27 protein-coding genes and 1 other RNA gene are annotated in these 26,903 nt (G+C 67.4%); 14 read left to right on the forward strand and 14 right to left on the reverse strand.

Translation table 11 applies throughout. The features are described 5' to 3' along the window. From FV217_RS06110 to FV217_RS06120, 3 genes are all read left to right on the forward strand, one after another. Positions 1-179, forward strand: a 179-nt coding sequence (locus tag FV217_RS06110) for a transposase (RefSeq protein ID WP_147816050.1), incomplete at its 5' end; no start/stop codon positions are given. 458 nt (positions 180-637) lie between these two features. Beyond that, positions 638-1,033, forward strand: coding sequence for a hypothetical protein (locus tag FV217_RS06115; RefSeq protein ID WP_147816052.1), 396 nt, complete (start codon positions 638-640; stop codon positions 1,031-1,033). Beyond that, positions 1,020-1,919 (forward strand): sigma-70 family RNA polymerase sigma factor, encoded by a 900-nt coding sequence (locus FV217_RS06120; protein WP_147816054.1) that lies wholly within the window; start codon positions 1,020-1,022, stop codon positions 1,917-1,919. Before FV217_RS06115 ends, FV217_RS06120 begins: the two co-directional genes overlap by 14 nt. A gap of 3 nt (positions 1,920-1,922) precedes the next feature. Here FV217_RS06120 and FV217_RS23330 read toward each other — a convergent pair whose 3' ends face one another. From FV217_RS23330 to FV217_RS06135, 4 genes are all read right to left on the reverse strand, one after another. Continuing rightward, positions 1,923-2,120 carry a hypothetical protein gene (locus tag FV217_RS23330; protein ID WP_246682727.1) on the reverse strand — a complete coding sequence of 66 codons (198 nt, stop codon included), beginning with the start codon at positions 2,118-2,120 and terminating at the stop codon, positions 1,923-1,925. Positions 2,121-2,126: 6 nt separating this feature from the next. Next, positions 2,127-2,363 (reverse strand): hypothetical protein, encoded by a 237-nt coding sequence (locus FV217_RS23335; protein WP_246682728.1) that lies wholly within the window; start codon positions 2,361-2,363, stop codon positions 2,127-2,129. 12 nt (positions 2,364-2,375) lie between these two features. Next, positions 2,376-3,134, reverse strand: coding sequence for an SDR family oxidoreductase (locus FV217_RS06130; protein WP_147816155.1), 759 nt, complete (start codon positions 3,132-3,134; stop codon positions 2,376-2,378). 306 nt (positions 3,135-3,440) lie between these two features. Next, positions 3,441-4,310: an MBL fold metallo-hydrolase gene (locus FV217_RS06135; protein WP_147816056.1), complete on the reverse strand. Its 870-nt coding sequence runs from the start codon at positions 4,308-4,310 to the stop codon at positions 3,441-3,443. Between the two features lie 469 nt (positions 4,311-4,779). On the opposite strand from FV217_RS06135, the gene FV217_RS06140 reads away from it, so the two are divergent. Together FV217_RS06140 and FV217_RS06145 are read left to right on the forward strand one after the other, a co-directional pair. After that, positions 4,780-5,055 carry a hypothetical protein gene (locus FV217_RS06140; RefSeq protein ID WP_147816058.1) on the forward strand — a complete coding sequence of 92 codons (276 nt, stop codon included), beginning with the start codon at positions 4,780-4,782 and terminating at the stop codon, positions 5,053-5,055. Continuing rightward, a complete protein-coding gene (locus tag FV217_RS06145) occupies positions 5,055-5,690 on the forward strand; it encodes a Shedu anti-phage system protein SduA domain-containing protein (protein ID WP_147816060.1) in 636 nt (211 codons plus the stop codon). Before FV217_RS06140 ends, FV217_RS06145 begins: the two co-directional genes overlap by 1 nt. A gap of 353 nt (positions 5,691-6,043) precedes the next feature. Here the strand turns inward: FV217_RS06145 and FV217_RS06155 are convergent, their stop codons facing one another. The 9 genes from FV217_RS06155 to FV217_RS23650 form a co-directional block, all read right to left on the reverse strand. After that, entirely contained in the window at positions 6,044-6,502 is a 459-nt protein-coding gene (locus tag FV217_RS06155) for a PTS sugar transporter subunit IIA (RefSeq protein WP_147816157.1), read from the reverse strand. A 109-nt stretch (positions 6,503-6,611) separates the two neighbouring features. Then, positions 6,612-7,307 carry a response regulator transcription factor gene (locus FV217_RS06160; RefSeq protein ID WP_147816062.1) on the reverse strand — a complete coding sequence of 232 codons (696 nt, stop codon included), beginning with the start codon at positions 7,305-7,307 and terminating at the stop codon, positions 6,612-6,614. After that, complete coding sequence (locus tag FV217_RS06165) at positions 7,304-10,024, reverse strand: sensor histidine kinase KdpD (RefSeq protein ID WP_147816064.1); 2,721 nt, start codon at positions 10,022-10,024, stop codon at positions 7,304-7,306. The genes FV217_RS06160 and FV217_RS06165 overlap by 4 nt, the downstream gene beginning before the upstream one ends. Before the next feature lie 24 nt (positions 10,025-10,048). Beyond that, positions 10,049-10,654, reverse strand: a complete 606-nt coding sequence (locus FV217_RS06170; RefSeq protein WP_147816066.1) for a K(+)-transporting ATPase subunit C — start codon at positions 10,652-10,654, stop codon at positions 10,049-10,051. Between the two features lie 32 nt (positions 10,655-10,686). Further along, positions 10,687-12,780, reverse strand: a complete 2,094-nt coding sequence (gene kdpB, locus FV217_RS06175; RefSeq protein ID WP_147816068.1) for a potassium-transporting ATPase subunit KdpB — start codon at positions 12,778-12,780, stop codon at positions 10,687-10,689. 69 nt (positions 12,781-12,849) lie between these two features. Beyond that, positions 12,850-13,062 carry a hypothetical protein gene (locus tag FV217_RS06180; RefSeq protein WP_147816069.1) on the reverse strand — a complete coding sequence of 71 codons (213 nt, stop codon included), beginning with the start codon at positions 13,060-13,062 and terminating at the stop codon, positions 12,850-12,852. Position 13,063: 1 nt separating this feature from the next. Beyond that, entirely contained in the window at positions 13,064-14,779 is a 1,716-nt protein-coding gene (gene kdpA / locus FV217_RS06185; RefSeq protein WP_147816071.1) for a potassium-transporting ATPase subunit KdpA, read from the reverse strand. A gap of 13 nt (positions 14,780-14,792) precedes the next feature. Next, the gene (locus FV217_RS06190; protein ID WP_091973029.1) at positions 14,793-14,882 is read right to left on the reverse strand and encodes a K(+)-transporting ATPase subunit F; all 90 of its coding nucleotides are present in this window, start codon (positions 14,880-14,882) and stop codon (positions 14,793-14,795) included. Positions 14,883-14,890: 8 nt separating this feature from the next. After that, positions 14,891-15,019: a hypothetical protein gene (locus tag FV217_RS23650; protein WP_281407156.1), complete on the reverse strand. Its 129-nt coding sequence runs from the start codon at positions 15,017-15,019 to the stop codon at positions 14,891-14,893. A gap of 1,177 nt (positions 15,020-16,196) precedes the next feature. Between FV217_RS23650 and FV217_RS06195 the strand changes: the two genes are divergently transcribed. Then, positions 16,197-17,152, forward strand: a protein-coding gene (locus FV217_RS06195; RefSeq protein WP_147816073.1) for an IS630 family transposase whose coding sequence is annotated in 2 segments (ribosomal slippage) — positions 16,197-16,536 and positions 16,536-17,152 — 957 coding nt in all. Because the reading frame shifts where the segments join, the coding sequence is not laid out codon by codon here. 351 nt (positions 17,153-17,503) lie between these two features. After that, entirely contained in the window at positions 17,504-17,944 is a 441-nt protein-coding gene (locus FV217_RS06200) for a VOC family protein (protein WP_147816075.1), read from the forward strand. A 141-nt stretch (positions 17,945-18,085) separates the two neighbouring features. Here FV217_RS06200 and FV217_RS22735 read toward each other — a convergent pair whose 3' ends face one another. Then, positions 18,086-18,250 carry a hypothetical protein gene (locus tag FV217_RS22735; RefSeq protein ID WP_187272447.1) on the reverse strand — a complete coding sequence of 55 codons (165 nt, stop codon included), beginning with the start codon at positions 18,248-18,250 and terminating at the stop codon, positions 18,086-18,088. Positions 18,251-18,439: 189 nt separating this feature from the next. On the opposite strand from FV217_RS22735, the gene rnpB reads away from it, so the two are divergent. The 7 genes from rnpB to mraY all read left to right on the forward strand — a co-directional run bounded on the left by rnpB (position 18,440) and on the right by mraY (position 26,902). Then, positions 18,440-18,848: RNase P RNA component class A (rnpB, locus tag FV217_RS06205), an RNA gene on the forward strand. Positions 18,849-19,220: 372 nt separating this feature from the next. Further along, complete coding sequence (gene rsmH / locus FV217_RS06210; RefSeq protein ID WP_147816077.1) at positions 19,221-20,267, forward strand: 16S rRNA (cytosine(1402)-N(4))-methyltransferase RsmH; 1,047 nt, start codon at positions 19,221-19,223, stop codon at positions 20,265-20,267. Between the two features lie 115 nt (positions 20,268-20,382). After that, positions 20,383-20,817, forward strand: a complete 435-nt coding sequence (locus FV217_RS06215) for a hypothetical protein (RefSeq protein ID WP_147816079.1) — start codon at positions 20,383-20,385, stop codon at positions 20,815-20,817. A 5-nt stretch (positions 20,818-20,822) separates the two neighbouring features. Beyond that, complete coding sequence (locus FV217_RS06220) at positions 20,823-22,730, forward strand: penicillin-binding protein 2 (RefSeq protein WP_238230382.1); 1,908 nt, start codon at positions 20,823-20,825, stop codon at positions 22,728-22,730. Next, positions 22,727-24,193 carry a UDP-N-acetylmuramoyl-L-alanyl-D-glutamate--2,6-diaminopimelate ligase gene (locus FV217_RS06225; RefSeq protein ID WP_147816081.1) on the forward strand — a complete coding sequence of 489 codons (1,467 nt, stop codon included), beginning with the start codon at positions 22,727-22,729 and terminating at the stop codon, positions 24,191-24,193. Before FV217_RS06220 ends, FV217_RS06225 begins: the two co-directional genes overlap by 4 nt. Before the next feature lie 100 nt (positions 24,194-24,293). Beyond that, positions 24,294-25,760, forward strand: a complete 1,467-nt coding sequence (locus tag FV217_RS06230; protein WP_147816083.1) for a UDP-N-acetylmuramoylalanyl-D-glutamyl-2,6-diaminopimelate--D-alanyl-D-alanine ligase — start codon at positions 24,294-24,296, stop codon at positions 25,758-25,760. Positions 25,761-25,819: 59 nt separating this feature from the next. After that, on the forward strand, positions 25,820-26,902 hold the full coding sequence (gene mraY / locus FV217_RS06235; protein WP_147816085.1) for a phospho-N-acetylmuramoyl-pentapeptide-transferase: 1,083 nt from the start codon (positions 25,820-25,822) through the stop codon (positions 26,900-26,902). Position 26,903: the final 1 nt, after the last annotated feature.

Consider the following 26,903-nt stretch of genomic DNA (forward strand, 5'->3'; position numbering starts at 1 on the left):
GCGAGACGGTCGAGCATCCCTTCGGCACGCTCAAAGCACGGATGGGGGCCACGCACTTCCTGACCAAGACCCTGCCGCGCGTCTCGACCGAGATGGCGCTTCAGGTCCTGGCCTACAATCTGACGCGAGTTCTCAACATCCTGGGAAGCCGGAAGCTCCTGGCGGCGATCCCCACTTGAGCGAAGGCTCGGATCGTCCGCCAAAGAGGCCCAGAGACCGTCCAGTAGGCGCTTTCAACCAAAAACTGGCCGTCTCCCGACCGTAAGAACCCGTTCGACGCGATGAACAGACCAGTCTCGCGAGACCCGAACGTCACCCGACCGCAAAAGCCCCAATTCCCGAGTTTTGACACGGCCTGGACCCAACGTTGCCGTTTATGCCCAAACCTGGGCCTCTCGAAAGCGGTCGTTCGTCGATGGGCGTCGTCTAGGTCGGTGCGCCTCTTGGTTCCGTATCGTGCCTTGCATCGAGTGCTTCGGCGCGATGCTCGAACCTCGGCTCAAGCGACCAGAATTCCGTAAGGTAGTCTTGGCGAGGCCAAGGCTTTGACCAGGGCCCGGCGGGAATCTGTGTTCAATGTCACATCGCGCCTTCGCACTTCGTCACCCTCGTGAACCAATCACGTGGGGAAAGCGCGATGAGCAAAACCATTCCGGTGCTGGCCGGACTTCTGGGCGCAGGATTGGCCGGCAACGGCCTCTTCATGCTCGCCTCACCCGAGGCCTGGTACTTCGCGGTGCCGGGCGTAACCTCGACGGGACCGTTCAATCAGCACTTCCTGCGCGACATCGGTCTGATCTTCGTGTTGATTGGGTCAGGGTTCGTGTACGGGGCCGTGAGACCCGGCTCGCGTGCGCTGCTCTGGAGCATGGGGGCGATCTGGCTCTCGGGTCACGCGCTGTTCCACTTCTGGGAGGTCGCGGTTGGCATCTGCGGACTGGAGGTTCTGCCCCGCGACTTCCCTGCAGTGACACTGCCTGCGCTTATTGCGGTCGCTCTCAGCGTCTGGTCGTTCCGTCATGCCGACCATTGATGATCCGACCCTCGTCTTCGAACAGGAGCGGACGCGGCTCGTCCGGCTCGCCTACCGCATGCTCGGTTCCCTCGGCGAGGCCGAGGATGTCGTACAGGACGCTTGGCTCCGCTGGCGGCACGTCGACCATGCTGGTGTGGCCTCGGCCGGTGCCTTCCTGTCGCGCACGGTCACGCGGCTTTGCCTGGACCTCATGAAGTCCGCCCGGGTTCGGCGTGAGACCTACGTCGGAACCTGGTTGCCCGAGCCCGTCGCCATGGTCCCGGACGAAGCGCCCGCCGACGACCTGACGCTCACGCTGATGCTCGCGTTAGAGAGGCTCTCACCGCTGGAGCGGGCGGCGTTCATCCTGCACGACGTCTTCGCGATCCCCCTCGATGAGGTCGCGGCGACACTTCGGCGTGAGCCGCCGGCGGTCCGTCAGCTCGCCGCGAGGGCCAGGAAACACGTGCAGTCCGCACGCCCGCGCTTCCCCGTCGAGAGGGAGGAGGGTGCGCGCATCGCGAAGGCCTTCTTCGAGGCGTCGGCGACCGGCGACGTCGCGGCGCTGCGCAGCATGCTCGCTGATGCCGTCGTTGTGCACTCCGATGGAGGCGGAAAGGTGCTCGCGTTCCCGAGGCCTATCGTCGGCATCGACAAGGTCACGCGCATGTTCGAGGGGGTCGCGCGCAAATCATGGATTCAGCATGCCCAGAAGCTGCAGGACCTCTGGATTGACGGCCTGCCAGGCTATTTCAGCCTGGAGCCGGGCGGAACGCTCCAGACCGTCGCTCTCGACATCGAGGGCGGGCTGATCGTCGGCATCTACTTCACCCGCAACCCGGACAAGCTCCAGCGAATGGCAAAGTTGTTCGGTGGGCCAGCGGGAGCGCCGACGCCTCACTGAGCCTCAACGCCGGGCGATTGCGAGTTCCCTGCGGCAGACCATCGAGAACCCGCAGAGCGGGTCGAGGTCGCTGGCGTGGCGGATGTCCGCGAAGGAGGCGAGATCCTTGTTCGGGGCGAAGTAGGTCTCACCGATGCGCCGCATGACGCGCTCGGCCTCCTCAAGCGTCTCCGGCTCTCCGAAGAGCCGGATCTTGTTCACGATAGCTTAGAGGTTCACCAGCTTGGCCGGGTCGTCCAGGTCGTGCCGGAAGGCGTCGCCGAACAAGGTCGACGCCTCCCGGATGAACTCGCCATATAGCGCTTCCCGTCGCGCTCGGTCCTGCACCAGGAGGGTTGCGCGCTCCTGGCTGTGTTGCGTCAGCCATGTGGTCGCGAAGGAGGCCATCGCGCCGATGGCCGACCCGGCTAGCGCGGACAGCGCCGAGATGTAGGCCGCATCCATCGGCGGGAGGCCTCAGGCCACGCGCTTCGGCTGCGCTGCCAACCAGTCGCCGTAACTCCGTTCCGACAGCCATGCATCACCTGTGGGCGTCAGCCAGGGGCCTCCGAGGACCACCCCGAAATACGGTGCCGCATCGTCCGTGATGACGTCACGCGTCTCTCCAAGGCCATCGAAGTGGCGCTTCACCAGCTCGACCATCGGCAGCCGCTCAGGGCCGGCAATCTCGATCATGCCGTTTTGGGGGGGCGCCAACGCGGCCTCGGCGACCTTCGCCGCCACGTCCGCCGATGCGATCGGCTGGATCGACGCGGAGGTCACGCGCGCTACGCCGTCGCCGATTGCGGCTCCGGCAATCGCGGCGACGAACTCGAAGAACTGCGTGGCGCGGACAAGGGTCCAGGGCACGCCAGCCGAGGCGATCAACTCCTCCTGCGCGAGTTTTGCGCGGAAGTAGCCGCTGTCGAGCAGGAGTTCAGTTCCAACAACCGAGAGCGAGACGTGGTGCGAGACACCGGCATCCTTCTCGGCAGCGGCGAGGTTCTGTCCGGCGCGGACGAAGAAGTCCATCGCAGCCTCGTCGGCGAAGGACGGTGAGTTGGCGACGTCGATTACCACGCTGGCGCCCTTCAGTACTTCCGCGAGACCTTCCCCCGTGACAGCGTTGACGCCGGTGTTCGGCGAGGCCGGGAGGACCTCGTGGCCTGCGGCTTTCAGGGTGGTGACGACTTGCGAGCCAATGAGCCCGGTGCCGCCGACAACGACGATCTTCATGTGATGCTCGGCCTTCTGTCCGGTCCCCATCGGGACGTTCACAGGGAAGACGAGCCACGTGCCTTCCGATGTGACATCGCCGCGGAAAAATTGATGTGCCGGACGACGTGCGATGACGCAGGACTGATTCCGCAGGAGGAGCACGGGGAACCCAGACTTGTGGAGACGACGTCCCCTTTCGACCGACGCGCGACCCCGCGGATGCGTGTCGCCGGGGCGAGCCCGAGGACAATCATAGTTCCGGAAGACAGCGTGTCGCGGAGGCTTCCGCGCGGGCTGCGAGTTCGACCCTTGCGCGCTACGCAATCAGTAGTCCCAGAACACCGGTACCCACCGAAAGGCGTCGCCTTCCGCCGCCACCCGGCCAACGGACGGGAAGGGCAAGTGCGTGGCCACCAGCTGTTCGCCGGTCGCCGACAGCTCGCGCAACAGGCGGATCCGGACGCGGGCCGCCTCCTCGGGGTCGTGTTCGAAGCCGTTGTGCCAGTCGGGTTGGTCGAAACCGACTGGGAAGATGGCGTCGCCCGCGAACGTCAGTCGGTCGCGCCCAGAGGCCAAGCGGACCACGCTATGGCCGGGGGTGTGGCCACCGGTGCGGTGGACAACCACCCCGGGGACTACCTCGTATACGTCCTCGAACGTCCGCAGGTTGCTGCGATACTCGGCCAGGAACCGGGTAGCGGTCGAGCGAAGCGCGTCGGGGAAACCCGGCGGCATGGCAGTGAGGGAGAAATCCGGCGCCCTCCAGAACGCGACCTCAGCGGCCGCCACGTGGATCTTCAAGTCCGGCGAGAGCTGCGCCTTCACGCCGTCGACGAGCAGGCCGCCGATGTGGTCCATGTGCAGGTGGGTCAGCACCACGTCGGTCACAGACGCAAGATCGATGCCGGCCGCGTCAAGTCGGCGGACCAGCTGCCCGGCGCGCGGGAGGTCCAGGTTGGGGTCAAAACCCAGCCCTGCATCGATGAGGATGGTTTGCTCGCCGCTCCGCACCACGACGACGTTCAGCGGCCAGTCCAATGCGTCAGGCGGCAGGAAACTGTCGCCCAGCCAGGCCGCCCGAAGCGCCGGATCCGCGTTGTGGGCCAGCATCGCGGTCGGGAGCGGCAGCACCCCATCGCTCACCACCAGCACGTCGATCTCGCCGATCCGCAATGCGTAGCGCGACGTAACCAACTCTTCCTAGCCTGGACGCAGTCGGTCAGGATTTCTCGAATCAGATTGGCCGTTCACTAAGGTGTTCATGGTCGTCCCTTTCGTGGGACGCGCGGGCATCTGGCTTACCAGGATCACAAAACGCGCGCCATCTTACAGGGACGAGAGTGCGTCGGCAGATGTGACATGGGCGACCACGGGGCGAGTTAAACGCCGATGGAAGAATGCATCAGTCAAAAAGCTCTCAAGGGCAGACGGACACTTCTCAACCCACTCCAGTCGTAGAGCGGACGGGCGAATCCCGACCCAACCCAGTTGCTCGCATCGCCGTCGGAGTTTCCCGAGAGCAGCCATTCGTCGGCTGTCTGGCAACTTCGGCTCGGGGTGGAAAGGAAACGCAAGGGTGACGGCAATGAGCCCGCAGCGTGGACGTTGCGGTCAGACGATCATATATTGAAGCGAGCCCAAGGCGTGGGCAGGAGCAAGCTTGATGCCTACGGCGCAGCGTGACGGTGACAGCGTGGGGAGCCCGCAAGTGCTCATCAGTAACACCGCGATCAACATGATCTCATCGCTTCATCATGCTGACAAGGAGCGGGTCGAAAAGACGATCCGGCAGTTGACCTTCACGGTGAAGGACCAAAGCAAAGCCGAGCCCCTCAAGGGCTTGGAAAACGCCTACGTCGCGAGGTCTGGCGACCTACGGGTAATTTTCAAGCGCGAAGGCGCAAGCCTAGTCATTCAATCGGTTGTTAAGCGCGGCTGATGCCAAAAGTCTTTTTCGACGAGCACGCCTTCGATCTTGTGGCGGCTGAGTGCGAGCTTGCTGAGTTCGATTTGCTGCTGACTACCAATACCGACTTGGCGGAACGAAGGCAGGTCTTAGCAAGCTTCAAGACTTGGCCAAACCTATGCGCCTTGATGGGGCAGTACAACCCGCTTGTAGGTACAGGCAATCTGATCAAGTTGGAACTCAAGATTCCGCCTCACTTTCGGACGGATCTGACAGTCAGGAAAAAGGGCACGGACAATTTGTGTCTGGTAGAGTTCGAAGGTGCCTCCGACCGTCATATCTTCAAGCCGAGCGAGGAACGCGGAGCAGAGGCATGGTCGCCAGCCTTTGAAGCAGGCTTCAGTCAGGTGGTCGACTGGACTTGGGCGTTCGACCACTACCGCACAAACAAAGACTACCTAGACGCCTTCGGTAGCGAAAGGCCGAACATTCACGGTGTCCTCGTCATTGGTCGCGCGACGGCGATCAGCGCGTCCAGCGTGGGTGAGGATCGGTGGCTGTGGCGCTCGCGAAAGGTCAAGGTCGACGGCTTAACTTTGACGCTTCAGACGTTTGACGAGCTCTACAACCGGCTCGCGGAATGGATTGCAGAGAAGAAGACGCCCTAGCTTCTCGACTAGAGGGTTGCACTTGCCCGAGCCGTCCACGCTGCGCTTGTGAAACCGGAGCGCTTGGCCAGATAGTGTCGCGACACCGAGCGGCCTGCAGCTCGGCATGTGTTCGCGTAGGCGCGCGGTCGACATATTGGACCCGACCCAACCGTAAAGGTCCACGTCGACGCTTCCCGAGAGCGCCTATTCGTCGGGTGTAACGCGACTTCGGCTTGGGGTCGCAACCAAGCACTGCGACGATGTCCGCTTCTCTGCATCGCTGCTCCAAAGCGGATCGGCTGAATTCCACCCATCATGGACGGTTAGGGTGCACGGCATCCAGTGTCACTGGATTAACAGCCTGTAGACCGTCACGGTGCCGTCCGGCTGCCCCTCATGGTCGCGTACAGAGCGCCGGCATCGCGGGCTCCCCGCATCGCCGCCACCGCCTCGGGATCGCGCATCCGGCGGGCGACGCAGGCCAGGGCGTTGAGTTGCGAGCCCTGTCCATCGGTCGGAAGGAGCAGGAGGAAGACGAGGTCCACCGGCCGCTCGTCGATGGCGTCGAAGTCCACCGCATCGCGCAGGCGTACCAGGCATCCGAACGGGCGCCTGACGCTCTCCAGCCGGGCGTGCGGCAGCGCGATGCCGTCCCCGACCCCGGTCGAACCGAGCCCCTCGCGCTTCTCCAGCGCGGTCCGCAGCGACGCGGCATCGAGGCCGAGCGCCTGGGCGGCCCGGCGCGCCAGGTCGTCCAGGAGCGCGGCCTTGCTCGGCGTGCGGACCCCGACGGCGACTTGGTCGGGCGATAGGATCTCGTCGATGGTCATTCGGGTCGGCTCGGTCGCGGGACTGCGGTAAGGGTCGAAGGGCTCGCTCAAGCGCCCGGGTCCGGAAGGATCTCGAAGGGTTTGCCTTCATGCATGACGGAACCCGCCATCAGGCCCGGGCCTCGTCGTCAGGGGCCCGCAGCCGGTAGCCGACACCGGTCTCGGTCAGGAGGATGCGCGGGCGCTCGGGATCGGCCTCCAGCTTGAGGCGAAGCTGGCGCATGTAGACCCGCAGGTACTGCGGGTCGGACGAGGTGGAGACCTCGCTCATGAGTTGGGCGTGGGTCAAGGCCTTCCCGGCATGCTGGATCAGGACGCGCAGGAAGTCGTACTCGCGCGGCGTGAGCTTCACCTCCTCGCCGCGGACCCGGACCAGGCGGCGCACGAGGTCGACGCTGAGGCCGTCCACCTCGAACAGGGCGCGTTCGCCCTGGACCGCGAGCTGGTGGCGCAGGGCCGCGCGGATGCGGGCAAGCAGCTCACCCATGCCGAAGGGCTTGGTGACGTAGTCGTCGGCCCCGAGGTCGAGCGCCTCGACCTTGCCCGCCTCGTCGTCCCGGCTGGACAGGACCACCACGGGCAGGTCGCGATGGTCCTTGCGGATCAGGCGCAGCAGGTCGTGCCCGCGCATGTCGGGCAGCCCGAGGTCGAGGATGATTAGGTCGACGGTCTCACGGGACAGGACGTCCAGCGCGGCGCGTGCGTTCGGTGCCTCGAAGGTCTCGTAGCCCTGGGTCGCAAGGCCCATGCGCAGGAGCTTCCGGATCGGCGGCTCGTCGTCGATGACGAGGATGTTCATGCTCATGCCGCCAGGTCCGCGTGGGCGTTTCCCGCCGGGGGGACGGGCAGGAGGATGGTGAAGACGGCGCCCAGGCGGTCGCGGCGGTTGCCGGCCGTCAGCGTGCCGCCCATGGCCTCGACGAACCCCCGTGCGATGGCGAGGCCGAGGCCGGTCCCGGCCCGGACGCTGTCGCCCTTCCGGACGCGGTAGAACTTGTCGAACACGCGCTCGACGTCGGCCTCGGGCAGGCCATCGCCCTCGTCGAGGACCGTGAGACGGACCTGCGCACGCTCGACCGAGCCCCTGACGGTGACGGTGGACCCCTCGGGGGCGTACTTGGCGGCGTTGTCGAGCAGGTTGACCAGCACCTGCTCGAACAGCACCGGATCCAGGCGCAGGGCCGGTAGGGTGGCCGGAAGATCGAGTTCCACCCGATGGCAGGCGAGGATGGAGCCTAAGCGGCGCAGGGCGGTGTCGACGGTCTCCCCGACGTCCTGCGGCGTGAGGCTCGCCGCCACGGCCCCCGCCTCAAGCCGGGTCATGTCGAGGAGGTTGACGATGAAGCGGTTCAGCCGCTCGGACTCCTCGATGATGGTGTCGAGAAGGTCCCTCTTGGCGTCTACGGCCAAGGCCTCGTCGAGGTCGCGCAGGGTCGTGGCCGCCCCGAGCACCGAGGACAGAGGGGTGCGCAGGTCGTGCGAGATCGAGGTGAGCAGGGCCTGGCGCAGCCGGTCGGTCTCGGCGGCGCGCTCCGCCCGGTCGAGGTCCTCGACCAGGCGGACCCGCTCGATGGCCAGCGCCGCCATGTCGGCCAGCGCGTCGAACAGGCGCCGGCTCTCCGGCGAGAGGATCGGTCCGGTGCCGTCGGTGTCGAGGCCGATCACCCCGACGATGCCGCGGCCCGTCCGCATCGGCAGGAACAGCCGCTTGGCCCCCGGCAGCGTGTCGGCGCCCCGCCCCGCGGGCCGCTCGTTGTCGAAGGTCCACTTCGCGGCGCCCAGGTCGGCCGCGTCGAGCGTGTCCTCGGGCGGGAAGCCGGCCCGGACGGAGACCGCTCCCTGGTCGGGGAGCAGGACGACGACCCTAACCCTCAGCATGGCGGCGATCTGGGCGGAGGTCGCCCAGAGCACGTCGTCGAGGGTGGCGCAGCCGGCGAGTTTGCGGCTGAAGCCGTAGAGCCGCTCGGTGGCCCGCGCCCTGCCATGCGAGACCACCGCCTCGCGGCGGGATCGGGACGCCAGGTTCGAGACGGCCACCGCCACCACCGTGAACAGCAGGAACGCGGCGATGTTGGTCGGGTCCGCGATGGTCAGGGTGTAGACCGGCGGCAGGAAGAAGAAGTTGTAGGCCAGCGACGCGGCGACCACGGCCACGAGCGACGGCCCCAGCCCGAAGCGCACCGCGACGGCGACGATGGCGGTCAGCAGGATAAGGTCGGCGTTCTCGACGCCGAGATAGGGCTCGACCAGCAGCGCGAGCCCGAGGGCGGCACCCGTGCCGAGGAGCCCGACGGCATAGGGCAGGATCTCGACGGGCCGCTTCTCGACCGCCGTCGCGACCGTCTTCGCCGGGACCGGATCGGCCCTGGTGGCCTCGCCGGTGATGACGTGCACGCTGATGTTGCCGGACCGGCGGATGATGTCGTGCACCACCGAGCCGTTGAGGAGCTCGAACAGCGGCGAGCGTTCGGCCTTGCCGAGGATGACGTGGTTGACGTTGGTCGAGCGGGCATAGGCGAGGATGTCGTCGGCGACGCGCCGGCCGCCGGGGAGCGTGACCGCGTCCCCGCCCAGCCGGTCGGCGAGGCGCAGGGTGTCGGCGATGCGGTCGCGCGCGGCCTCGTCGAGGGACAGGCTGCGCGGTCCTTCCACGGTGATGGCGGTCCAAGGCGCGTGCAGGCGGTCGGCGAGGCGCTTGGCGTGGCGCACGAGGCCGGCGGAGTTCGGGTCCTCGCTGACGCAGACGAGCACCCGCTCCCCGGCTCCCCACGGGCCCGCGATGGCGTTGGCCCGCATGTGGCTGATGAGCTCGTCGTCGACCCGGTCGGCGGTGCGGCGGAGCGCCAGCTCGCGCAGGGCCGTCAGGTTGCCGCGGGAGAAGTAGTGCTTGAGGGCGCGCTCGGCGTTGCCCTTCACGTAGACCTTGCCGTCCCGGAGGCGCTGGATCAGGTCGTCGGGGTTGAGGTCGACCACCTCGATGTCGTCGGCGCGGTCGAGGATGCCGTCGGGGACGGTCTCGCGCACACGGATGCGGGTGATCTGCGCGACGACGTCGTTCAGGCTCTCGACGTGCTGGATGTTGAGGGTGGTGTAGACGTCGATGCCGGCGTCGAGCAGTTCCTCGACGTCCTGGTAGCGCTTCGGATGGCGCGAGCCCGGCGCGTTGGTGTGGGCGAGCTCGTCCACCAGCGCCAGGGCGGGCCTGCGGGCCAGCAGGCCGTCGAGGTCCATCTCGTCGAGCGCCGTGCCGTGGTACGCGACCGACCGCCGGCCGAGCACCTCGAAGCCCTCGACGAGCGCCAGGGTCTCCGCGCGCCCGTGGGTCTCGACCACGCCGACGACCACGTCGGTGCCGGCCTTGAGCCGCGCGCGCCCGACGGTGAGCATCTCGTAGGTCTTGCCGACCCCCGGGGCCGCCCCGAGGAAGATCTTGAGGCGACCCCGTCCGCCTTCCTCCCGACGCGCGGCCTCCAGCAGGGCGTCGGGGGAGGGACGGTCCGGATCGCGATGCGGCGTCGACATGGGGCGGCCTGTCATCCGGCGGTTCTACTTCGACCCCGAACCGTCCAGGGCGAGGTTGAGGGCGAGCACGTTGACGCGGGGCTCGCCGAGGATGCCGAGGAGACGACCCTGGACCTGCGCCTCCACGAGGGAACGCACCCGATCCTCGGGCAGGCTGCGCGCCTTGGCGATCCGGGGCACCTGGAACAGGGCGGCGTCCGGCGAGATGTCCGGGTCGAGGCCCGAGCCGCTGGCGGTGACGAGGTCGACCGGGACGGGCTTACCGGGATTCTCGGCCCTGAGGCCGTCGAGGTCGCCCTTGACCCGCTCGGCCAGGGCGGCGCTCGTCGGCCCGAGATTCGAGCCCGACGAGTTCGCGGCGTTGTAGGGCGACGGGACGGTCTTGGCGGCGTCGGCCGGATCGGCGGCGCTCGTGGCCGAGGGGCGACCGTGGAAGTATCCGGCTTGCGTGAAGGACTGCCCGATCAGGCTGGAGCCGACGACCTTGCCGTCGCGCTCGATCAGGCTGCCGGCGGCCTTGGCCGGGAAGATCGCCCCTGCGATGCCGGTCATCGCGAGGGGGTAGGCGAGCCCGGTGATGGCCGTCAGGGCGATCAGCAGGACGAGGGCGGGGCGAAGCTGGTTCAGCATGGACGTTGGCCTGATTTGGAGTTTCGCGGGGCTCAGACGAGGTGAAGGGCGGTGATGGCCAGGTCGATCGCCTTGATGCCGACGAAGGGCACCAGGATGCCGCCCAGGCCGTAGATCAGCAGGTTCCGGCGCAGCAGCGCCCCGGCCCCGACCGCACGGTAGGACACGCCCTTCAGCGCCAGCGGGATCAGGACGACGATGATGAGCGCGTTGAAGATGATGGCCGACAGGATCGCGCTCTCGGGCGAGGCGAGACCCATGACGTTGAGGGCCTGCAGCTGCGGGTAGAGCACCAGGAACATCGCCGGGATGATGGCGAAATACTTGGCCACGTCGTTGGCGATGGAGAAGGTGGTCAGCGCCCCGCGTGTCATCAGCAACTGTTTGCCGATGCCGACGATCTCGATGAGCTTGGTCGGGTCGCTGTCGAGGTCGACCATGTTGCCGGCCTCGCGCGCGGCCACCGTGCCGGTGTTCATGGCCACGCCGACGTCGGCCTGGGCGAGTGCCGGGGCGTCGTTGGTGCCGTCGCCGCACATGGCGACGAGCTTGCCCTGGGACTGCTCCTTGCGGATCAGCGCCAGCTTGTCCTCCGGGGTGGCCTGGGCGAGGAAGTCGTCCACGCCGGCCTCGGCCGCGATGGCAGCCGCGGTCATCGGGTTGTCGCCGGTGATCATCACCGTGCGGATGCCCATCTGCCGGAGCTCGGCGAAGCGCTCGCGGATGCCGCCCTTCACGATGTCCTTGAGGTAGACGACGCCGAGAAGCCGGCCGTCCCGCGTCACGGCGAGCGGGGTGCCGCCCGCCTTGGCCACGTCCTCGGCGATGGCCTGGATCTCGCGCACCGTCTCGTCGGCGACGCCTGGGCTGAAAGCCAGCGCCGCACCGGAGCCACGGGTCGCCATCGGCTGTGAACTCACCGAGGCGATGATGGAATCGACGGCGCCCTTGCGGATGGAAGAACCGTCGAGATCGACGCCGCTCATCCGGGTCTGCGCGGTGAACGGTACGAAGGTCGCGTTGAGGCTCGCCATGTCGCGGGCCCGGATGCCGTACTTCTCCTTGGCCAGGACGACGATGGAGCGCCCCTCCGGGGTCTCGTCGGCCAGCGACGCCAACTGGGCGGCGTCGGCGAGGTCCTGCTCGGTCACGCCGCGGACGGGGCGGAACTCGGTGGCCTGCCGGTTGCCGAGGGTGATCGTGCCGGTCTTGTCGAGCAGCAGGGTGTCGACATCGCCGGCCGCCTCCACCGCGCGGCCCGACATGGCGAGCACGTTGAAGCGCACCAGCCGGTCCATGCCGGCGATGCCGATGGCCGACAGGAGCGCGCCGATGGTGGTCGGGATCAGGGTGACGAACAGGGCCACCAGCACGATGAGCGGGATCGATCCGCCGGCGTAGGAGGCAAAGCTCGGGATCGAGGCGACGGCGAAGACAAAGATCAGGGTCAGCCCGGCGAGCAGGATGTTGAGCGCGATCTCGTTCGGGGTTTTCTGCCGCGACGCGCCTTCGACGAGGGCGATCATCCGGTCGACGAAGGTCGAACCGGCGGCAGCGGTGATGCGGACCCGGATCTCGTCGGAAAGCACCTGCGTGCCTCCGGTCACCGCCGAGCGGTCGCCGCCCGACTCGCGGATCACCGGGGCGGACTCGCCGGTGATGGCGGCCTCGTTCACCGATGCCACGCCAAGGATGACCTCGCCGTCCGAGGGAATGATGTCGCCGGCCTCGACCAGGACCACGTCGCCGACCTTCAGGTCGTTGCCGGGGATGGTCTCGAAGTCCCGGCCCGTGCCGGTGAGGCGCTTGGCCATGGTCTCGGTACGGGTGCGCCGTAGGCTGTCGGCCTGGGCCTTGCCGCGACCCTCGGCGATGGCCTCGGCGAAGTTGGCGAACAGAACGGTGAACCACAGCCACAGGATGATCTGGCCGGAGAAGGCGAGGTTGGCACCGCCCGTCAGCACGTCGCGGACGAACAGGACGGTGGTGAGCGCGGCCACCACCTCGACCACGAACATGACCGGGTTCTTGATCATCTTGCGGGGGTCGAGCTTGGTCAGGGCGCCGACGAGCGCCGGCCCGACTAGGGCGGCGCTGAACAGGCTCGTGGAGTTTGGGCGGTCCATTGCGGTTGTCCGATTGGATGGTTGAGGCATCTCGGGCGGCGGCGCGGTCACGCGCCGCCGAGTGGGGGCTCAGGGGGCCAGGGCGGTGCCGAGGAGGGCCGCCCCGGCCATGATGCCGAGGGCGCCGAGCAGCGTCAGGCCGAGCATGCCGAGGATGACGTCCGAGAGGCGGATGGATCTTCGATTCCGTTCGACCTGATCCCAGGATGGCGATCGCGGCCTGTGACGGGCCAGGGCACGGCGTATGGCGGTGCGCCTCAGCGTTTGGGCTCCATGGCTCATCTCAGCCCCCCGCCGCGAAGGTCTGGCCGAGGCCGCCGGCGAGGTGCTCGACGATGGGTCCGAGCGCCAGCGCCGGGAAGAAGGTCAGGCCGCCGACGATCAGGATCACGCCGACCAGCAGGCCGACGAACAGGCCCCCATGCGTCGGGAACGTCCCGGCCGAGGCTGGCACCGTTTTCTTGGAGGCGAGCGACCCTGCGATGGCGAGCGCCGGGACGATCACGAAGAACCGGCCGAACAGCATGCCGAGGCCGAGCGTGGTGTTGTAGAACAGGGTGTTGCCGGTGAGCCCGCCGAAGGCCGAGCCGTTGTTCGCCGCCGCCGAGGTGAAGGCGTACAGGATCTCCGAGAAGCCGTGCGGGCCGGCGTTGGCCGGGCCGGCAAGGCCGGCCGCGACCACGGTGGCCAGCGCCGTGAACCCCAGCATCATCAGCGGCAGGCACAGGATGGCGAGCATCGCCATCTTGACCTCCTTGGCCTCGATCTTCTTGCCGAGGTACTCGGGCGTGCGACCGACCATCAGGCCGGCGACGAAGATCGTCACGATGACGAAGACGAGGATGCCGTAGAGGCCGGCCCCGACGCCGCCGACGATGATCTCGCCGAGCTCCATGTTGATCAGCGGGATCATGCCGCCGAGCGCGGTGAAACTGTCGTGCATGGCGTTGACCGCGCCGCACGAGGCCGCCGTGGTGACGGCCGCGAACAGGGCCGAGGCGACGATGCCGAAGCGGACCTCCTTGCCCTCCATGTTCCCGCCGGCCAGGCCGAGGCCGTTGAGGACGGGGCTCCCGGCGCTCTCGGCCCAGTAGACGACGGTGACGCCTGCCAGGAACAGCACCGCCATCGCGGCGAGGATCGCCCAGCCCTGGCGCTCGTCGCCGACCATCCGGCCGAAGACGTTGGTGAGCGCAGCGCCGATGGCGAAGATCGAGACGATCTCGACGAAGTTCGAGAGGGCGGTGGGATTCTCGAACGGGTGGGCGGCGTTGACGTTGAAGAACCCGCCGCCGTTGGTGCCGAGCATCTTGATCGCGACCTGGCTCGCCACCGGGCCGACCGCGATGGTCTGCTTGGCGCCTTCCAGGGTGGTGGCCTCGACGGCACCGCCGAAGGTCTGGGGGATGCCTTGGGAGACCAGGAACAGCGTGTAGACGACGCAGATCGGCAGCAGCACGTAGAGGGTGGTCCGGGTCAGGTCGACCCAGAACGAGCCAACGGTGGCGGCTGAGGCGCGCGAGAAGCCGCGCACCAGGGCGACGGCCAGGGCGATGCCGGTAGCCGCCGACAGGAAGTTCTGGTGGGTCAGGCCCAGCATCTGCGTGAGGTACGACATCGTCGTCTCGCCGCCGTAGTTCTGCCAGTTCGTGTTGGTCACGAAGCTCGCCGCCGTGTTGAAGGCGAGGTCCGGCGCGACGGCGGACTGCCCGTCCGGGTTGAACGGCAGGACCGCCTGGAAGCGCAGCAGCGCGTACAGGGCGAGGAAGCCGAGCACGTGGAAGGCGAGCATGGCCAGGGCGTAGGTGAGCCAGTGCTGCTCCTGGCGGGCGTAGATGCCGGCGACGCGGTAAAGCCCGCGCTCGACGGGGGCGAGTACGGGCGAAAGGAAGGTTCGCTCACCCGTGAAGACACAGGTCATGTAGCCGCCGAGTGGGCGGGCGAGCGCGAGGACGACCGCGCAGAACAGCGCGATCTGTATCCAGCCGTTGATGGTCATGGGAGGCGTTCCTTCAGAACCGCTCGGGGCGGACGAGGGCGTAGGTGAGGTATCCGAGCAGCCCCAGGGTCACGAGGGCGCCAAGCGTCAGGTCGAGGATCATGGCGAGCCTCAGAGGCGTTCGCAGAGGACGGCGTAGCCGGCGGCCAGGCCGAAGAAGGCGAGCCCCGCGGCGATGAAGGCGATGTCGAGCATGGTCGGTCCGTTTCGGTTCGGGGGCCGATGCGGGACCGGTCTCACCCAGGACCAATGTGGACGCGAACCGCATTAGGGTTCGAGACGGAAGCGAGGACGATTTTATAAGGGTCGCATTAGGATTGCGTGGGGCTCGCTGGTCGACCCTGGGACGGTGGTCTTTCAGTCCGTAGGCGCGGCCGTGTGCAGGGCGAGACGGAACTCGGCACACCCGAGCGGGCAGCCTGCCTGGGCGGCCCGGGGGCATTCGATCCGCCACCTCGAACGGTCGACCTGGACTACGCCATCGACACCGAGACGATAGCCGTGGAATGCGGTCCCGCATGCCCGGCACCGGGAGCGCAGGCGCCGCAGACATTCAAGGGTCTGGGATCGGCCGATGGTGCCGTCGCCATTGCATCGGGCCGGTCGTCGGTCGGGAAGGTCCACGGGAAATCAACCTGGCACCCCATCGGGGCGGCCGACTACGATCCTCGAACCCGCATAAGCGTTCGAGAGGGTGCGAGACGGTTCGGCATAAGGATTTGATTTTCGCCGACAGAGCCGCTCCAGCATGTGGGAACGATCTATGTCCTGCCCGCTGCACATCACAAACCGTTTGCAGCCTGCCACGCAATGAAACGGGCCACCCGAATAGCATCAGGTGGCCCGCTTACTCTAGGTTGATTTTGCGTATAACTTTGAGGTTGAAAATCGGATCATTGGGTCGGCTATCAAAGCGGGTGTATCAGCACTGCCGTAATCCAGGACCACCATGATGTTGGTGATATTAATCTCCGGGTTCGCGCCAGGTGTAGGACCGCCTGGGTATGGGTCGTTAGTTCCATCAGCGTCGCAGCATTCTCGGCTTAAACGATGACTGCATCTGAGCGGAGGGGTAGGCCTCTGTCGATAGGACCTATGTCTGCTTGAAGACATTACGCCACCGAAAGCAGCCAGACCGCTACCCACCCAACCCGGACGTTGGCCTTTGCCTCAGCAGCCTGGAAGCGGACCTTTCGAGGGTCGGCAAGGGGTCGCAAGCGGCCGGATGGGCTATGTCCGCTTCGTCATACGTCATTACAATAAGCTGACATTCTGTTTTCGGTCGACTTCAGACGCTTCGAGGGGCCCGATTAGATCCGAGATTTAGCATTAGAGCGGCCGCCGACCAGGCGGAGTCGGGCTGGGTTTTCACACACGGGCTGATCTGATTCCCTGTCGGCTTTCGACAGGGGGGTCGATGTCGTCACCGTTGTCGTCGGATCTGCGTGAGCGCGTTGTGTCCGCCGTAGAGGAAGGATCCTCACGTCGTGGTGCAGCGCGGCGCTTCGGGGTCAGCCCGTCTAGCGCGATACGCTGGCAGGAGAGCTTCGCGCAGGAGGGTCGGGTGGCGGCCAAGCCGCAAGGCGGCGACCGGCGCTCGCAGCACGTCGAGGCCCATGCCGACCTGATCCTGAGCCTCTATGAGGCGCAGCCGACGATCTTCCTGTCGGAGTTGCGGAGCCTGCTGGCCGAGCAGGGCGTGGCGACGAGCGAGAGCGGCCTGTCGCGCTTCTTCAAACGTCACGGGATCACGCGTAAAAAAACACGGCGCACGCGGCCGAGCAGGATCGGTCCGATGTGAAGGCCGAGCGCGAGGACTGGTTCGAGGCCCAGGACGAACTCGATCCCGACACCCTCGTCTTCCTCGACGAGACCGCGGCGACCACAGCCATGGCACGCCGCTATGGTCGTGCCCCACGGGGCGAGCGCTGCCGGGTCGGCGTCCCACAGGGACATTGGAAAACCACGACCATCACGGCCGCGCTCCGCACCAGCGGTCTGGTCGCCACGACCATGTTCGACGGAGCGACGAACGGCGAGCGCTTCCGGGCCTACGTGGCCGACATCCTGGTCCCGGCCCTGAGGCCAGGCGACACGGTGATCCTGGACAACCTCCCGGCCCACAAGGTCGCGGGCGTGCGCAAGGCCGTCCAAGCGGCCGGTGCGCGCCTCCTTTATTTGCCGCCCTACTCGCCCGACCTCAATCCGATCGAGCAGGCCTTCGCAAAGCTCAAGGCGCTCCTCCGCACTGCCGCCGCACGAACCGTCATCGACCTCAGGCAGGCGATCCGGCAGGCCATCGCCGCGTTTACCCCGGGCGAATGTCGCAACTATCTCACCGCCGCCGGATACGATGCATTCGACCCAGCATGATCGGATACGGCTCTAGAGCGTGACCGGACCATATTAACGACACTGCTCATTATCGCCTCAGCAGCCAGTGTCCTCCCACCCCCAAAATTTGGCTTGCTTGGCAAGAAGTTATACGAACAATGGCGTCTATCGAGACAGGGCATCACGGCATCACCTGTCGAATTCGACCGGGTAGAAAAAATGCATCTGCCTCATGTTTGAAGGATGAGTTCGACCTATTCGTCACACGGCCAGACGCTAGATATTTAACCGACGTTCGTCTGCCGCAGTCTGGCGATTGGGCAGTTCGGCGTACCAACATCTTGCCAGGCAACGAAATATTCTCTGCATTAACAATGGGTTAGGTCAGCGATGAAGTATCTGCACACGATGGTCCGCGTGGCGGACCTCGATATGGCGCTGGACTTCTACGTGAACACCTTCGGGCTTCAGGAAATCCGCCGGGTCGAGAACGAGAAGGGCCGCTTCACGCTCGTCTTCCTCGCCGCCCCTGACGATGCCGGCCGTGCGACCTCCGAAAAGTCTCCAGAAATCGAGCTGACCTGGAACTGGGATCCCGAGAGCTATTCCGGCGGCCGCAACTTTGGGCACCTCGCTTATCAGGTCGACGACATCTATGCCTTCTGCAAGAACCTGCAGGACAAGGGCGTGACCATCAACCGGCCGCCGCGCGACGGCTACATGGCCTTCGTGAAGTCGCCGGACGGGATCTCGATCGAGCTTCTCCAGAAGGGTGAGCGTAAGCCTCCGCAGGAACCGTGGGCCTCGATGGAGAACACCGGCAGCTGGTAATTTTTGGGGTTTTTGCTCACTCGCAGGCACCCCGCCGTCATCCTGGGGCCGCGTACCGGAACCCGGGGATCCGCCCAACACGCTGCGGCCAGTCGTAGATCCTGGATTCTCGCCTTCGGCGAGTCCCGGGACGACAGTCGGTTAGGGACTGGCTGCCGGCGTTATACCGAGTTCGGCGAGCTTGGCGGCGACGGCGTCGACCGGGCGCTTTAGCTTCAGGCTGATCAGCGGAAGCGTCAGACCCTCGCGGGCCATCTCCCGCAGGGCGTGAACGGCGTCCAGGCTCCATTGCGTTTCCGTCGACATGGCGCGACCTCCTGCATGGTGAGAGACCCGGCCCGACGGCCCGCGGCCTCGACGACCGGAAGAGTGATCCCGTCGGCCAGGGCTCGCAACCGGCCGCCGAAAATCCGGGCAGGCCCGAAAAGCAGGCAGGCCGGCATCCGGCGAATCTCCTTGACCGCCGAGGCGACCGCGGCGCACATCCGCCCCGGATCAGTCGGCCGGGCGGCCGCTCCGCGCAGGTCTCGCGACAGGTGCGGGGAGGAAAGTCCGGGCTCCATGGAGAGACGGTGCCGGATAACGTCCGGCGGGGGCGACCCTAGGGACAGTGCCACAGAGAGCAGACCGCCTCGCTTGCGAGGTAAGGGTGAAAGGGTGCGGTAAGAGCGCACCGCGGACGCGGCAACGCGGACGGCACGGCAAACCCCACCGGGTGCAAGACCGAATAGGGGCGACACGCTTATCCCCGCGAGGGGACAAGCAGGCCCGCTCTCCAGGCCCGTCGCCCGGGTTGGTTGCTCGAGGCGGTCGGTGACGATCGTCCCAGAGGAATGGCCGCCACGTCCGGGTGCCGCAAGGCGCCCGGGCCCTACAGAACCCGGCTTAAAGGCCGGCTGATTCCATCATTTTTCGACACGCGGATTTCAGGTCGATCACCCCGAAATCCGCAGCCGTTTTGACGCTCGGTTAACCTTGCTGAGGTCTGTTTCGACGAGGCCCGCTCCGCAAGGCCACGCTCGTTGACGGCGCTCGAAGGCTCATGGTACCCGAATCGAACCCGCTCAAGGTGATTTTCGGATCGGCGGACTCTCGTCTAGGTTGCTGGACGAGGGTTCGTGCGCGGGTCCATGGCCGCCGTGCGCTCGGTGCCGCCACTTCTGCCCGGACCGCCCTGGTGCGGTCCCCGCGCGTTGCAGGATCGCATGAGCCGGTTGTCTTCGGAAACGACGAGATTCGCAGCGATTCCGCCTTCGGTGGTGCGCGAGGTCGCGCGATGACCCGGCCGCCGCGCAGGGGCACGCCCGGCGAGGGGCCGCACGTACCGGTTCTCATGGCCGAAGTGCTCGACGCCCTCGATCCCAAGGGACCGGGCCTCGCCGTCGACGGCACCTTCGGAGCCGGCGGCTACACCCGCGCGCTGCTCGATTGCGACCCGGATGTCCGCGTCATCGGTATCGACCGCGACGCCAGCGCCATCGCCGACGGCGCGGCACTTCAGGCCAAATCCGGCGACAGGCTCCGCCTCGTCCAGGGCCGCTTCGGCAGCCTCGACACGCTGGTGCAGGCCGAGGGCGAACCGCATGCCGACTGGGTGGTGCTCGATATCGGCGTCTCGTCGATGCAGCTCGACCAGGCCGAACGCGGTTTCTCGTTCCGCAACGACGGCCCCCTCGACATGCGCATGTCGAGCGAAGGCCAGAGCGCGGCCGACCTCGTCAACGAGGCCGACGAGGAATGGCTCGCCGACATCTTCTTCCATTATGGCGAGGAGCGCCGCGCCCGCGCCGTCGCCCGCGCCATCATCGAGGCTCGCCGCCGTGCACCGATCACGACCACCGGCCAGCTCGCCGAACTGATCGCCGGCGTGGTCCGGGTCGATCCCGGCAGTCACTTAAACCCCGCGACACGCAGCTTCCAGGGCCTGCGCATCGCGGTGAACGACGAACTCGGCGAACTGGTCGCTGCGCTTCACGCGGCCGAGCGCATCCTGAAGCCCGGCGGCCGTCTCGCGGTGGTGAGCTTCCATTCGCTGGAAGACCGCATCGTCAAGCAGTTCCTCTCGGCCCGCAGCGGCCGTGCCGTCCAGGCCTCGCGCCACGTGCCGAGCGTCGAGCGGCCGGCGCCGAAGAGCTTTTCGCCCGTCACCAAAGGGCCGGTCCTGCCCTCCGAGCACGAGTGCCACGTCAACCCGCGCGCGCGCTCCGCAAAACTTCGTGCCGCCGAGCGCACCGACGCCCCCGTGCCCGAGCCGCTCGACGCGGTCCAGGCGCTCGCCATCCTTCCGGCAACCGCCGGCCTTCGCGGAGGATCGCGCCGGTGACACCAACGGCCGTCCACTACGGGTCTTTCTGCCTTCGGCCGTTGGCAAGCGCGCATGCGCGCCGCCGCCTTCACGGCGGACGGACCTTGAGGCGCCAGCATCAAGGTTCAGCACGATGATCCGTCTTCTGAACTTCCTGGCGGTCTTCGGCCTGATGGCGGCGGCCGTCTACGCCTACTCGACGAAGTACGACACGCTGTACCAGTCGGCTCAGGTCTCGAAGCGGAAGACCGAGCTGCACAAGGAGCGTCAGGCCATCGCGGTGCTGCGCGCCGAATGGCAGCTGCTCACCCGCCCGGATCGCCTGCAGGCTGCGGTCGAGCGCCATCTCGCGCTGGAGCCGATCGGCACCGACCATCTGGCGCGGATGTCCGACCTGCCGGCCCGCCCCGATCGCGGCGACGAGATCGGCCGGCTGCTCGCCGCCACCGCGACGCCGAAGGACAAGCCGACGGCGAAGGCCGACGAGCCGCGCACCACCGGCTCGATCACGCGCTCCACGACGACCCGCACCGTCAGCACCCGCACGCCGAATACGGCTTCGAGGTAAATCCCGTGTCCGAACACCCTCCGCAGGATCAGGACGTGCCGGCCTCGGACGCCCACGCCGCGATGGACGCGTCGCAGGTTGCGCACCACCAGGTGGCGGACCAGGCAGAGCCCGAGGCCGCCGCGCATGAAAGTGATGTGCAAGGGGACGACGCGCCCGAGCGCTTCGTTGCCGTCGAGCCTCGCGCGCCCTTTCTCGTCGGCCTCTACCGGAAGATGTTCCGGCTCGCGATCGAGCGGTCCTTCGCCCGCGTCGGCATCGTCGGCCTCGGCTTCGGCATGGTCTTCTGCGCGATCAGCATCCGCCTCGTCATCATGGCGGCGACGCCGGGCTCCGGTACCGACGACCACCGTGTCGCCGCCGCGGCCACCACCGCGATCCGCCCCGACATCATCGACCGCAACGGCGAGATCCTCGCCACCGATATCCGCACGGTCTCGGTCTTCGCCGAGCCGCGCAAGATCTACGATAAGGACGAGGCCGTCGAGCTTCTGACCGCAGTGCTGCCCGAGCTGAATGCCTCGGAGCTGCGTACGAAGCTCTCCACCAAGAAGGGCTTCGTCTGGGTCAAGCGCGAGATCACGCCGAAGCAGCAGCTCGAGGTGCATCGCCTCGGCATCCCCGGCGTCGGCTTCCTACCCGACCACAAGCGCGTCTACCCGAACGGCGTCGCCGCCGCCCACATCATCGGCGCGACCAACCTCGACAATATCGGCATCGCCGGTATGGAAAAGTACATCGACAACCAGGGCAACGGCGCCCTCAACAGCCTCGGCTTCGTCGCCAAGCAGGCCGACCTGGCGCCGGTGCAGCTCTCCCTCGACCTGCGGGCGCAATTCGCGGTGCGCGATGAGCTCGTGAAGGGCATCGAGCACTTCAAGGCCAAGGCCGGCGCGTCGATGATCCTCGACGTGAACACCGGCGAGGTGATCGCGCTCGCCTCCTATCCGGATTTCGACCCGAACGAGCCGAAGGACGCGCTCTCGGCCGACCGCATCAACCGGATGAACGTCGGCGTCTACGAGATGGGCTCGACATTCAAGGCGATGACCCTCGCCATGGCGCTCGATTCCGGCAAGTACAACGTCAACTCGACCTTCGACACCCGCGGCGGCGTGCTGAACTGGGGCCGCCAGCGCATCCACGACTACCACGCCACCGGCCGCGTGCTGACGATGCCGGAGGTGTTCACCCACTCCTCCAACATCGGCTCGGCCAAGATGGCGCTGGGCGTCGGCATCCCTGGCCACAAGGCCTTCCTGCGCAAGATGGGCCTGCTCGACCGGATGCGGACCGAGTTGCCCGAGAGCGCCTCGCCGATCCTTCCGCAGCGCTGGAGCGAGATCAACACGATCACCATCGCCTTCGGCCACGGCATCGCCGTCGCCCCGATCCAGGCCACCGCCGCCGTCGGCGCGATCATCAACGGCGGGGACTACATCGTCCCGACCTTCCTCAAGACCGACGAGGCCACCGCCCGCGCCAAGTCGACCCACGTCATCTCGACCCAGAACAGCGAAGCGATGCGCTTCATCATGCGCCTCAACGCCGTCGAGGGCTCGGCCCGAAAGGCTGCCGTGCCGCTCTACTACGTCGGCGGCAAGACCGGCACGGCGGAGAAGGTCATCGGCGGGCGCTACAACAAGAACCGGTTGTTCACGACCTTCTTCGCGGCGGCCCCGATGGACAAGCCGAAGTATCTCTTCGTGACGCTGATGGACGAGCCGCAGGGCCTGCCCGAGACTGGCGGCTACGCCACCGCCGCCTACAATTCGGGTTCGGTGACGGGTAAGATCCTCGAACGCGTCGCGCCGATCCTCGGCCTGCCGCCGCAATTCGACCCGCCCGCCAAGCCGTTCCCGCTGATGACGAAGCTCGGCGCCTATCACGCCAACATGGTCGACGGCCGGTGAGCGGGGCGCGGCTCGCCAGCCTGTTCCCCGACGCCGACGTCGCGGATCAAGCCGTCACCGCCATCACCGCAGACAGCCGCAAGGTCGTCCCGGGCGGCATCTTCGTCGCGATCCCCGGCACCAAGGCCGACGGCCGGCTGTTTGCCGCGAAGGCCGCCACGTCCGGTGCGGTTGCAATCGTCGGCGAGGGCGAGCGGCCGGCGGATCTGCCGGCCGCAACCGCCTGGATCGCGGTGCCCGACGCGCGCCGCGCCCTCTCGCTCGCCGCCGCCCGCTTCTCCGGCCGCCAGCCCGAAACCGTGGTCGCCGTCACCGGCACCTCCGGCAAGAGCTCGGTCGCCGACTTCGTCCGCCAGATTCTCTCGACACTGGGCCGCGAATCCGCGAGCCTCGGCACGGTCGGCATCGTCACGAATGCGGGCGCGGCCTACGGCTCGCTGACCACGCCCGACCCGGTGACGCTGCACGAGACGCTGGCGCGGCTGGCCGATGACGGCGTCACCGACCTCGCCATGGAGGCCTCGTCGCACGGTATCGAGCAGTGCCGGCTCGACGGCGTGGAACTCGCGGCCGCCGGCTTCACCAATCTCGGGCGCGACCATCTCGATTATCACCCGACGATCGAGGATTATCTGCAGGCGAAGCTTCGGCTGTTCACGACGCTGCTGCCCAAGGGCCGGCCGGTGATCGTCAACGCCGACGGCGCGTATGCCGAGCGGGTCGTCGACACCGCAGACGCGGCCGGACACGAGATCCGCACCACGGGTCGCGGCGGCCACTACATCCGTCTCGAGGATGCCCGCACCGAAGGGTTTTCGCAGGCGTTGACTCTGCGCGGCCCCGGTCTGGAGGGCGAGACGACCTACACCGTGAAGTTGCCCCTGGTCGGTGGCTTCCAGGTCGAGAACGCGCTGGTCGCAGCCGGCCTCGCCCTGGCGACACCGGGCGGCGCGGCCGATCCGGCCGGTGTGTTCTCGGCGCTCGAATCCCTCACCGGCGTGCCCGGCCGCATGGAGCGAATCGGCGAAGCGAATGGTGGCCTCTGCCTCGTCGACTACGCGCACAAGCCCGAAGCGCTGGAGCACGTGCTGGCGGCGCTCCGTCTCTTCGCCAGCGGACGTCTCGTCCTCGTCTTCGGTTGCGGCGGCGACCGCGACACCGGCAAACGGCCGGTCATGGGCGAGATCGCCAAGCGCCTCGCCGACCGCGTCATCGTCACCGACGACAACCCGCGCACGGAGGAGCCGGGCGCGATCCGCGCCGCCATCCTTGCCCAGGCGCCGGGTGCGGAGGAGATCGGCGACCGGGCCGAGGCGATCCGCAAAGCCGTGCGGGGCCTCCAGCCGGGCGACGTGCTCGTCGTCGCTGGCAAGGGTCATGAAACCGGCCAGATCGTGGGCGACCGCGTGCTCCCCTTCTCGGACCACGACGCGGTCCGCGCTGCGATTGCGGAGCTGACGTGATTTTTGGGTTGCTCGCCTCGCGCGCCATAGTCTCGCAAAACCCTCTCCCCTCTGCGGGGGAGGGTGGCGCTCGCGTCCGTCACGATCAATCGGAGGCCGCATGACCGACACGACCTCCCTCTGGACGCCGGCCGCGCTCGAAGCGGCTACCGGCGGCCTCCTTCACGGCGACGCACGCGCCATCACCGGCGCCTCGATCGACACCCGCACGCTGCAACCCGGCGACCTCTTTTTCGCGATCAGGGGTGAAGCCCGCGATGGGCACGCCTTCGTGCGCGGTGCCCTGGAGAACGGCGCCGGTGCGGCCGTGGTCTCCCAGGACCGCGCGAAAGAATTCGCAGACGCCGGCCCGGTGCTCGCGGTCGCCGCCGGCAGCGAAGACCCGGTCCTCGACGCCATGCGTGCGCTGGGCATCGCCTCCCGCGCCCGCTCAAGCGCCGGCATCGTCGCGGTGACGGGCTCCGTCGGCAAGACCGGCACCAAGGAGGCGCTGCGCCACGTGCTCTCGGCCCAAGGCGAGACCCACGCCTCGGTCGCCTCCTACAACAACCATTGGGGCGTGCCGCTGACGCTGACGCGCATGCCTTCGAGCGCCCGCTACGGCGTCTTCGAGATCGGCATGAACCACGCGGCCGAGATCGTGCCGCTGGCGGCGCAGGTCCGGCCGCAGGTGGCGCTCGTCGTCACCGTCGAGCCGGTGCATATCGAGCACTTCCGCTCGCTCTCGGCCATCGCCGACGCCAAGGGCGAGATATTCTCGGGGATCGAGCCCGGCGGGGTCGCGATCCTCAACCGCGACAACGCCAATTTCGAGCGGTTGCTGGCCCATGCCCGCGCCTCGCAGGCCGGCCGCGTGATCAGCTTCGGCGAGCACGCGGAGGCCGACGTGCGGGCGAACCGCATCGTCACCCGGCCCGACCTGTCGGTGGTCGACGCGAGCGTGATGGGCGTGCCGGTCACCTATCAGCTCGGCACGGCCGGCCGGCACACCGCGATGAATTCTCTGGGGGTTCTCGCCGTCGTTCACGCCCTCGGCGCGGATCTCGCCCGCGCCGCAATCTCGCTCGCTGGGCTCAAACCCCCAGTCGGGCGCGGCGAGCGCACGGCGCTGACCATCGGAGACGGCGCGGCTTTTCTGGTCGACGAGAGCTACAACGCGAACCCGGCCTCGATCCGCGCCGCCCTGGCGACGCTCAGCGGCATCGAGACCAGCGGACGTGGACGGCGAATCGCCGTGCTCGGCGACATGCTGGAACTCGGGCCCTCGGCCGAGCAGCGCCACCGCGAACTCGCCGACGCGGTCCGCGCCAGCGGCATCGACCTCGTCTTCACGGCAGGCTCCATGATGCGCCACCTGTTCGAGGCTCTGCCGGTGGCCAACCGCGGCATCGCCGCCGCGACCTCGGCGGACCTCGTCGACGCGGTGCTCGACAGCCTGCGCCCGGGTGACGCCGTGATGGTGAAGGGCTCGAACTCGATCCGGATGGGCAGGATTGTCGAAGCGGTGAAGGCCCGCTATGCGGTCGGCACCGATCCGCGGGAAGCACCACTCAAGGTAGCGCCCTGACCGAATGACGCCGGCCGTCACGCAGCGCGGCCACGTTCCCTGACACCGCGGCCCCCGACATGCTTTATCTCCTTTCGGAACTGTCGAGCAGCGTCAACGCGCTCAACGTGTTCCGCTACATCACCTTCCGCACCGGCGGCGCGCTGTTCACGGCGGGCCTGTTCGTGTTCTGGTTCGGCCCTTGGATCATCTCCCTGCTGCGCCTGCGCCAGGGCAAGGGCCAGCCGATCCGCGAGGACGGCCCGCAGACCCACCTCGTGAAGCGCGGCACGCCGACCATGGGCGGGCTGATGATCCTGGCGGGCTTTCTCGTTGCCGTGATCCTATGGGCCAACCCGCGCAACCACTACGTCTGGGTGACGCTGGCCGTCACCGTCGGCTTCGGCGCGATCGGCTTCTACGACGACTACCTCAAGGTGACGAAGCAGTCCCATCTCGGATTTTCCGGCAAGTTCCGGCTGGCGCTCGAAGCCGCCATCGCCGGCGCCGCCTGCCTGCTGATCTCGATCTACTCGCCCGCCGGCCTGCAGAACGAACTCGCCTTCCCGGTCTTCAAGGACGCGCTGCTGAACCTCGGCTGGTTCTGGGTCATCTTCGCGGCCTTCGTCATCGTCGGCGCCGGCAACGCAGTGAACATCACCGACGGTCTCGACGGCCTCGCCATCGTGCCGGTGATGATCGCCTGCGGCACCTTCGGCGTCATCGCCTACCTCGTCGGCAATTCCTTCACCGCCGGCTACCTGCAGGTGAACTACGTCCGCGACACCGGCGAGCTCGCGGTGGTCACGGGCGCGGTGATCGGAGCGGGCCTCGGCTTCCTCTGGTTCAACGCGCCGCCCGCGCAGATCTTCATGGGCGATACCGGCTCTCTGGCGCTCGGGGGCCTTCTCGGCACCATCGCCGTGGCGACGAAGCACGAGATCGTGCTCGCCATCGTCGGCGGCCTGTTCGTGTTGGAGATGATGTCGGTGATCATCCAGGTCGCCTCGTTCAAGCTCACGGGCAAGCGCGTCTTCCGGATGGCGCCGATCCACCACCATTTCGAGCAGAAGGGCTGGAAGGAGGCACAGGTCGTGATCCGCTTCTGGATCATCGCCGTGATCCTGGCGCTCGCCGGCCTCGCCACGCTGAAGCTGCGCTGAG

This window comes from Methylobacterium sp. WL9 (genome assembly GCF_008040035.1).
Classification (GTDB): Bacteria; Pseudomonadota; Alphaproteobacteria; order Rhizobiales; family Beijerinckiaceae; genus Methylobacterium; species Methylobacterium thuringiense.

Coding starts and splice junctions, on each gene's coding strand:
- FV217_RS06115 (WP_147816052.1), top strand. CDS start 638: ATGAGCAAAACCATTCCGGTGCTGGCCGGACTTCTGGGCGCAGGATTG.
- FV217_RS06120 (WP_147816054.1), top strand. CDS start 1,020: ATGCCGACCATTGATGATCCGACCCTCGTCTTCGAACAGGAGCGGACG.
- FV217_RS23335 (WP_246682728.1), bottom strand. CDS start 2,363: ATGGATGCGGCCTACATCTCGGCGCTGTCCGCGCTAGCCGGGTCGGCC.
- FV217_RS06130 (WP_147816155.1), bottom strand. CDS start 3,134: ATGAAGATCGTCGTTGTCGGCGGCACCGGGCTCATTGGCTCGCAAGTC.
- FV217_RS06140 (WP_147816058.1), top strand. CDS start 4,780: ATGCCTACGGCGCAGCGTGACGGTGACAGCGTGGGGAGCCCGCAAGTG.
- FV217_RS06145 (WP_147816060.1), top strand. CDS start 5,055: ATGCCAAAAGTCTTTTTCGACGAGCACGCCTTCGATCTTGTGGCGGCT.
- FV217_RS06155 (WP_147816157.1), bottom strand. CDS start 6,502: ATGACCATCGACGAGATCCTATCGCCCGACCAAGTCGCCGTCGGGGTC.
- FV217_RS06160 (WP_147816062.1), bottom strand. CDS start 7,307: ATGAGCATGAACATCCTCGTCATCGACGACGAGCCGCCGATCCGGAAG.
- FV217_RS06165 (WP_147816064.1), bottom strand. CDS start 10,024: ATGTCGACGCCGCATCGCGATCCGGACCGTCCCTCCCCCGACGCCCTG.
- FV217_RS06170 (WP_147816066.1), bottom strand. CDS start 10,654: ATGCTGAACCAGCTTCGCCCCGCCCTCGTCCTGCTGATCGCCCTGACG.
- kdpB (WP_147816068.1), bottom strand. CDS start 12,780: ATGGACCGCCCAAACTCCACGAGCCTGTTCAGCGCCGCCCTAGTCGGG.
- FV217_RS06180 (WP_147816069.1), bottom strand. CDS start 13,062: ATGAGCCATGGAGCCCAAACGCTGAGGCGCACCGCCATACGCCGTGCC.
- kdpA (WP_147816071.1), bottom strand. CDS start 14,779: ATGACCATCAACGGCTGGATACAGATCGCGCTGTTCTGCGCGGTCGTC.
- FV217_RS06190 (WP_091973029.1), bottom strand. CDS start 14,882: ATGATCCTCGACCTGACGCTTGGCGCCCTCGTGACCCTGGGGCTGCTC.
- FV217_RS06200 (WP_147816075.1), top strand. CDS start 17,504: ATGAAGTATCTGCACACGATGGTCCGCGTGGCGGACCTCGATATGGCG.
- FV217_RS22735 (WP_187272447.1), bottom strand. CDS start 18,250: ATGTCGACGGAAACGCAATGGAGCCTGGACGCCGTTCACGCCCTGCGG.
- rsmH (WP_147816077.1), top strand. CDS start 19,221: ATGACCCGGCCGCCGCGCAGGGGCACGCCCGGCGAGGGGCCGCACGTA.
- FV217_RS06215 (WP_147816079.1), top strand. CDS start 20,383: ATGATCCGTCTTCTGAACTTCCTGGCGGTCTTCGGCCTGATGGCGGCG.
- FV217_RS06230 (WP_147816083.1), top strand. CDS start 24,294: ATGACCGACACGACCTCCCTCTGGACGCCGGCCGCGCTCGAAGCGGCT.
- mraY (WP_147816085.1), top strand. CDS start 25,820: ATGCTTTATCTCCTTTCGGAACTGTCGAGCAGCGTCAACGCGCTCAAC.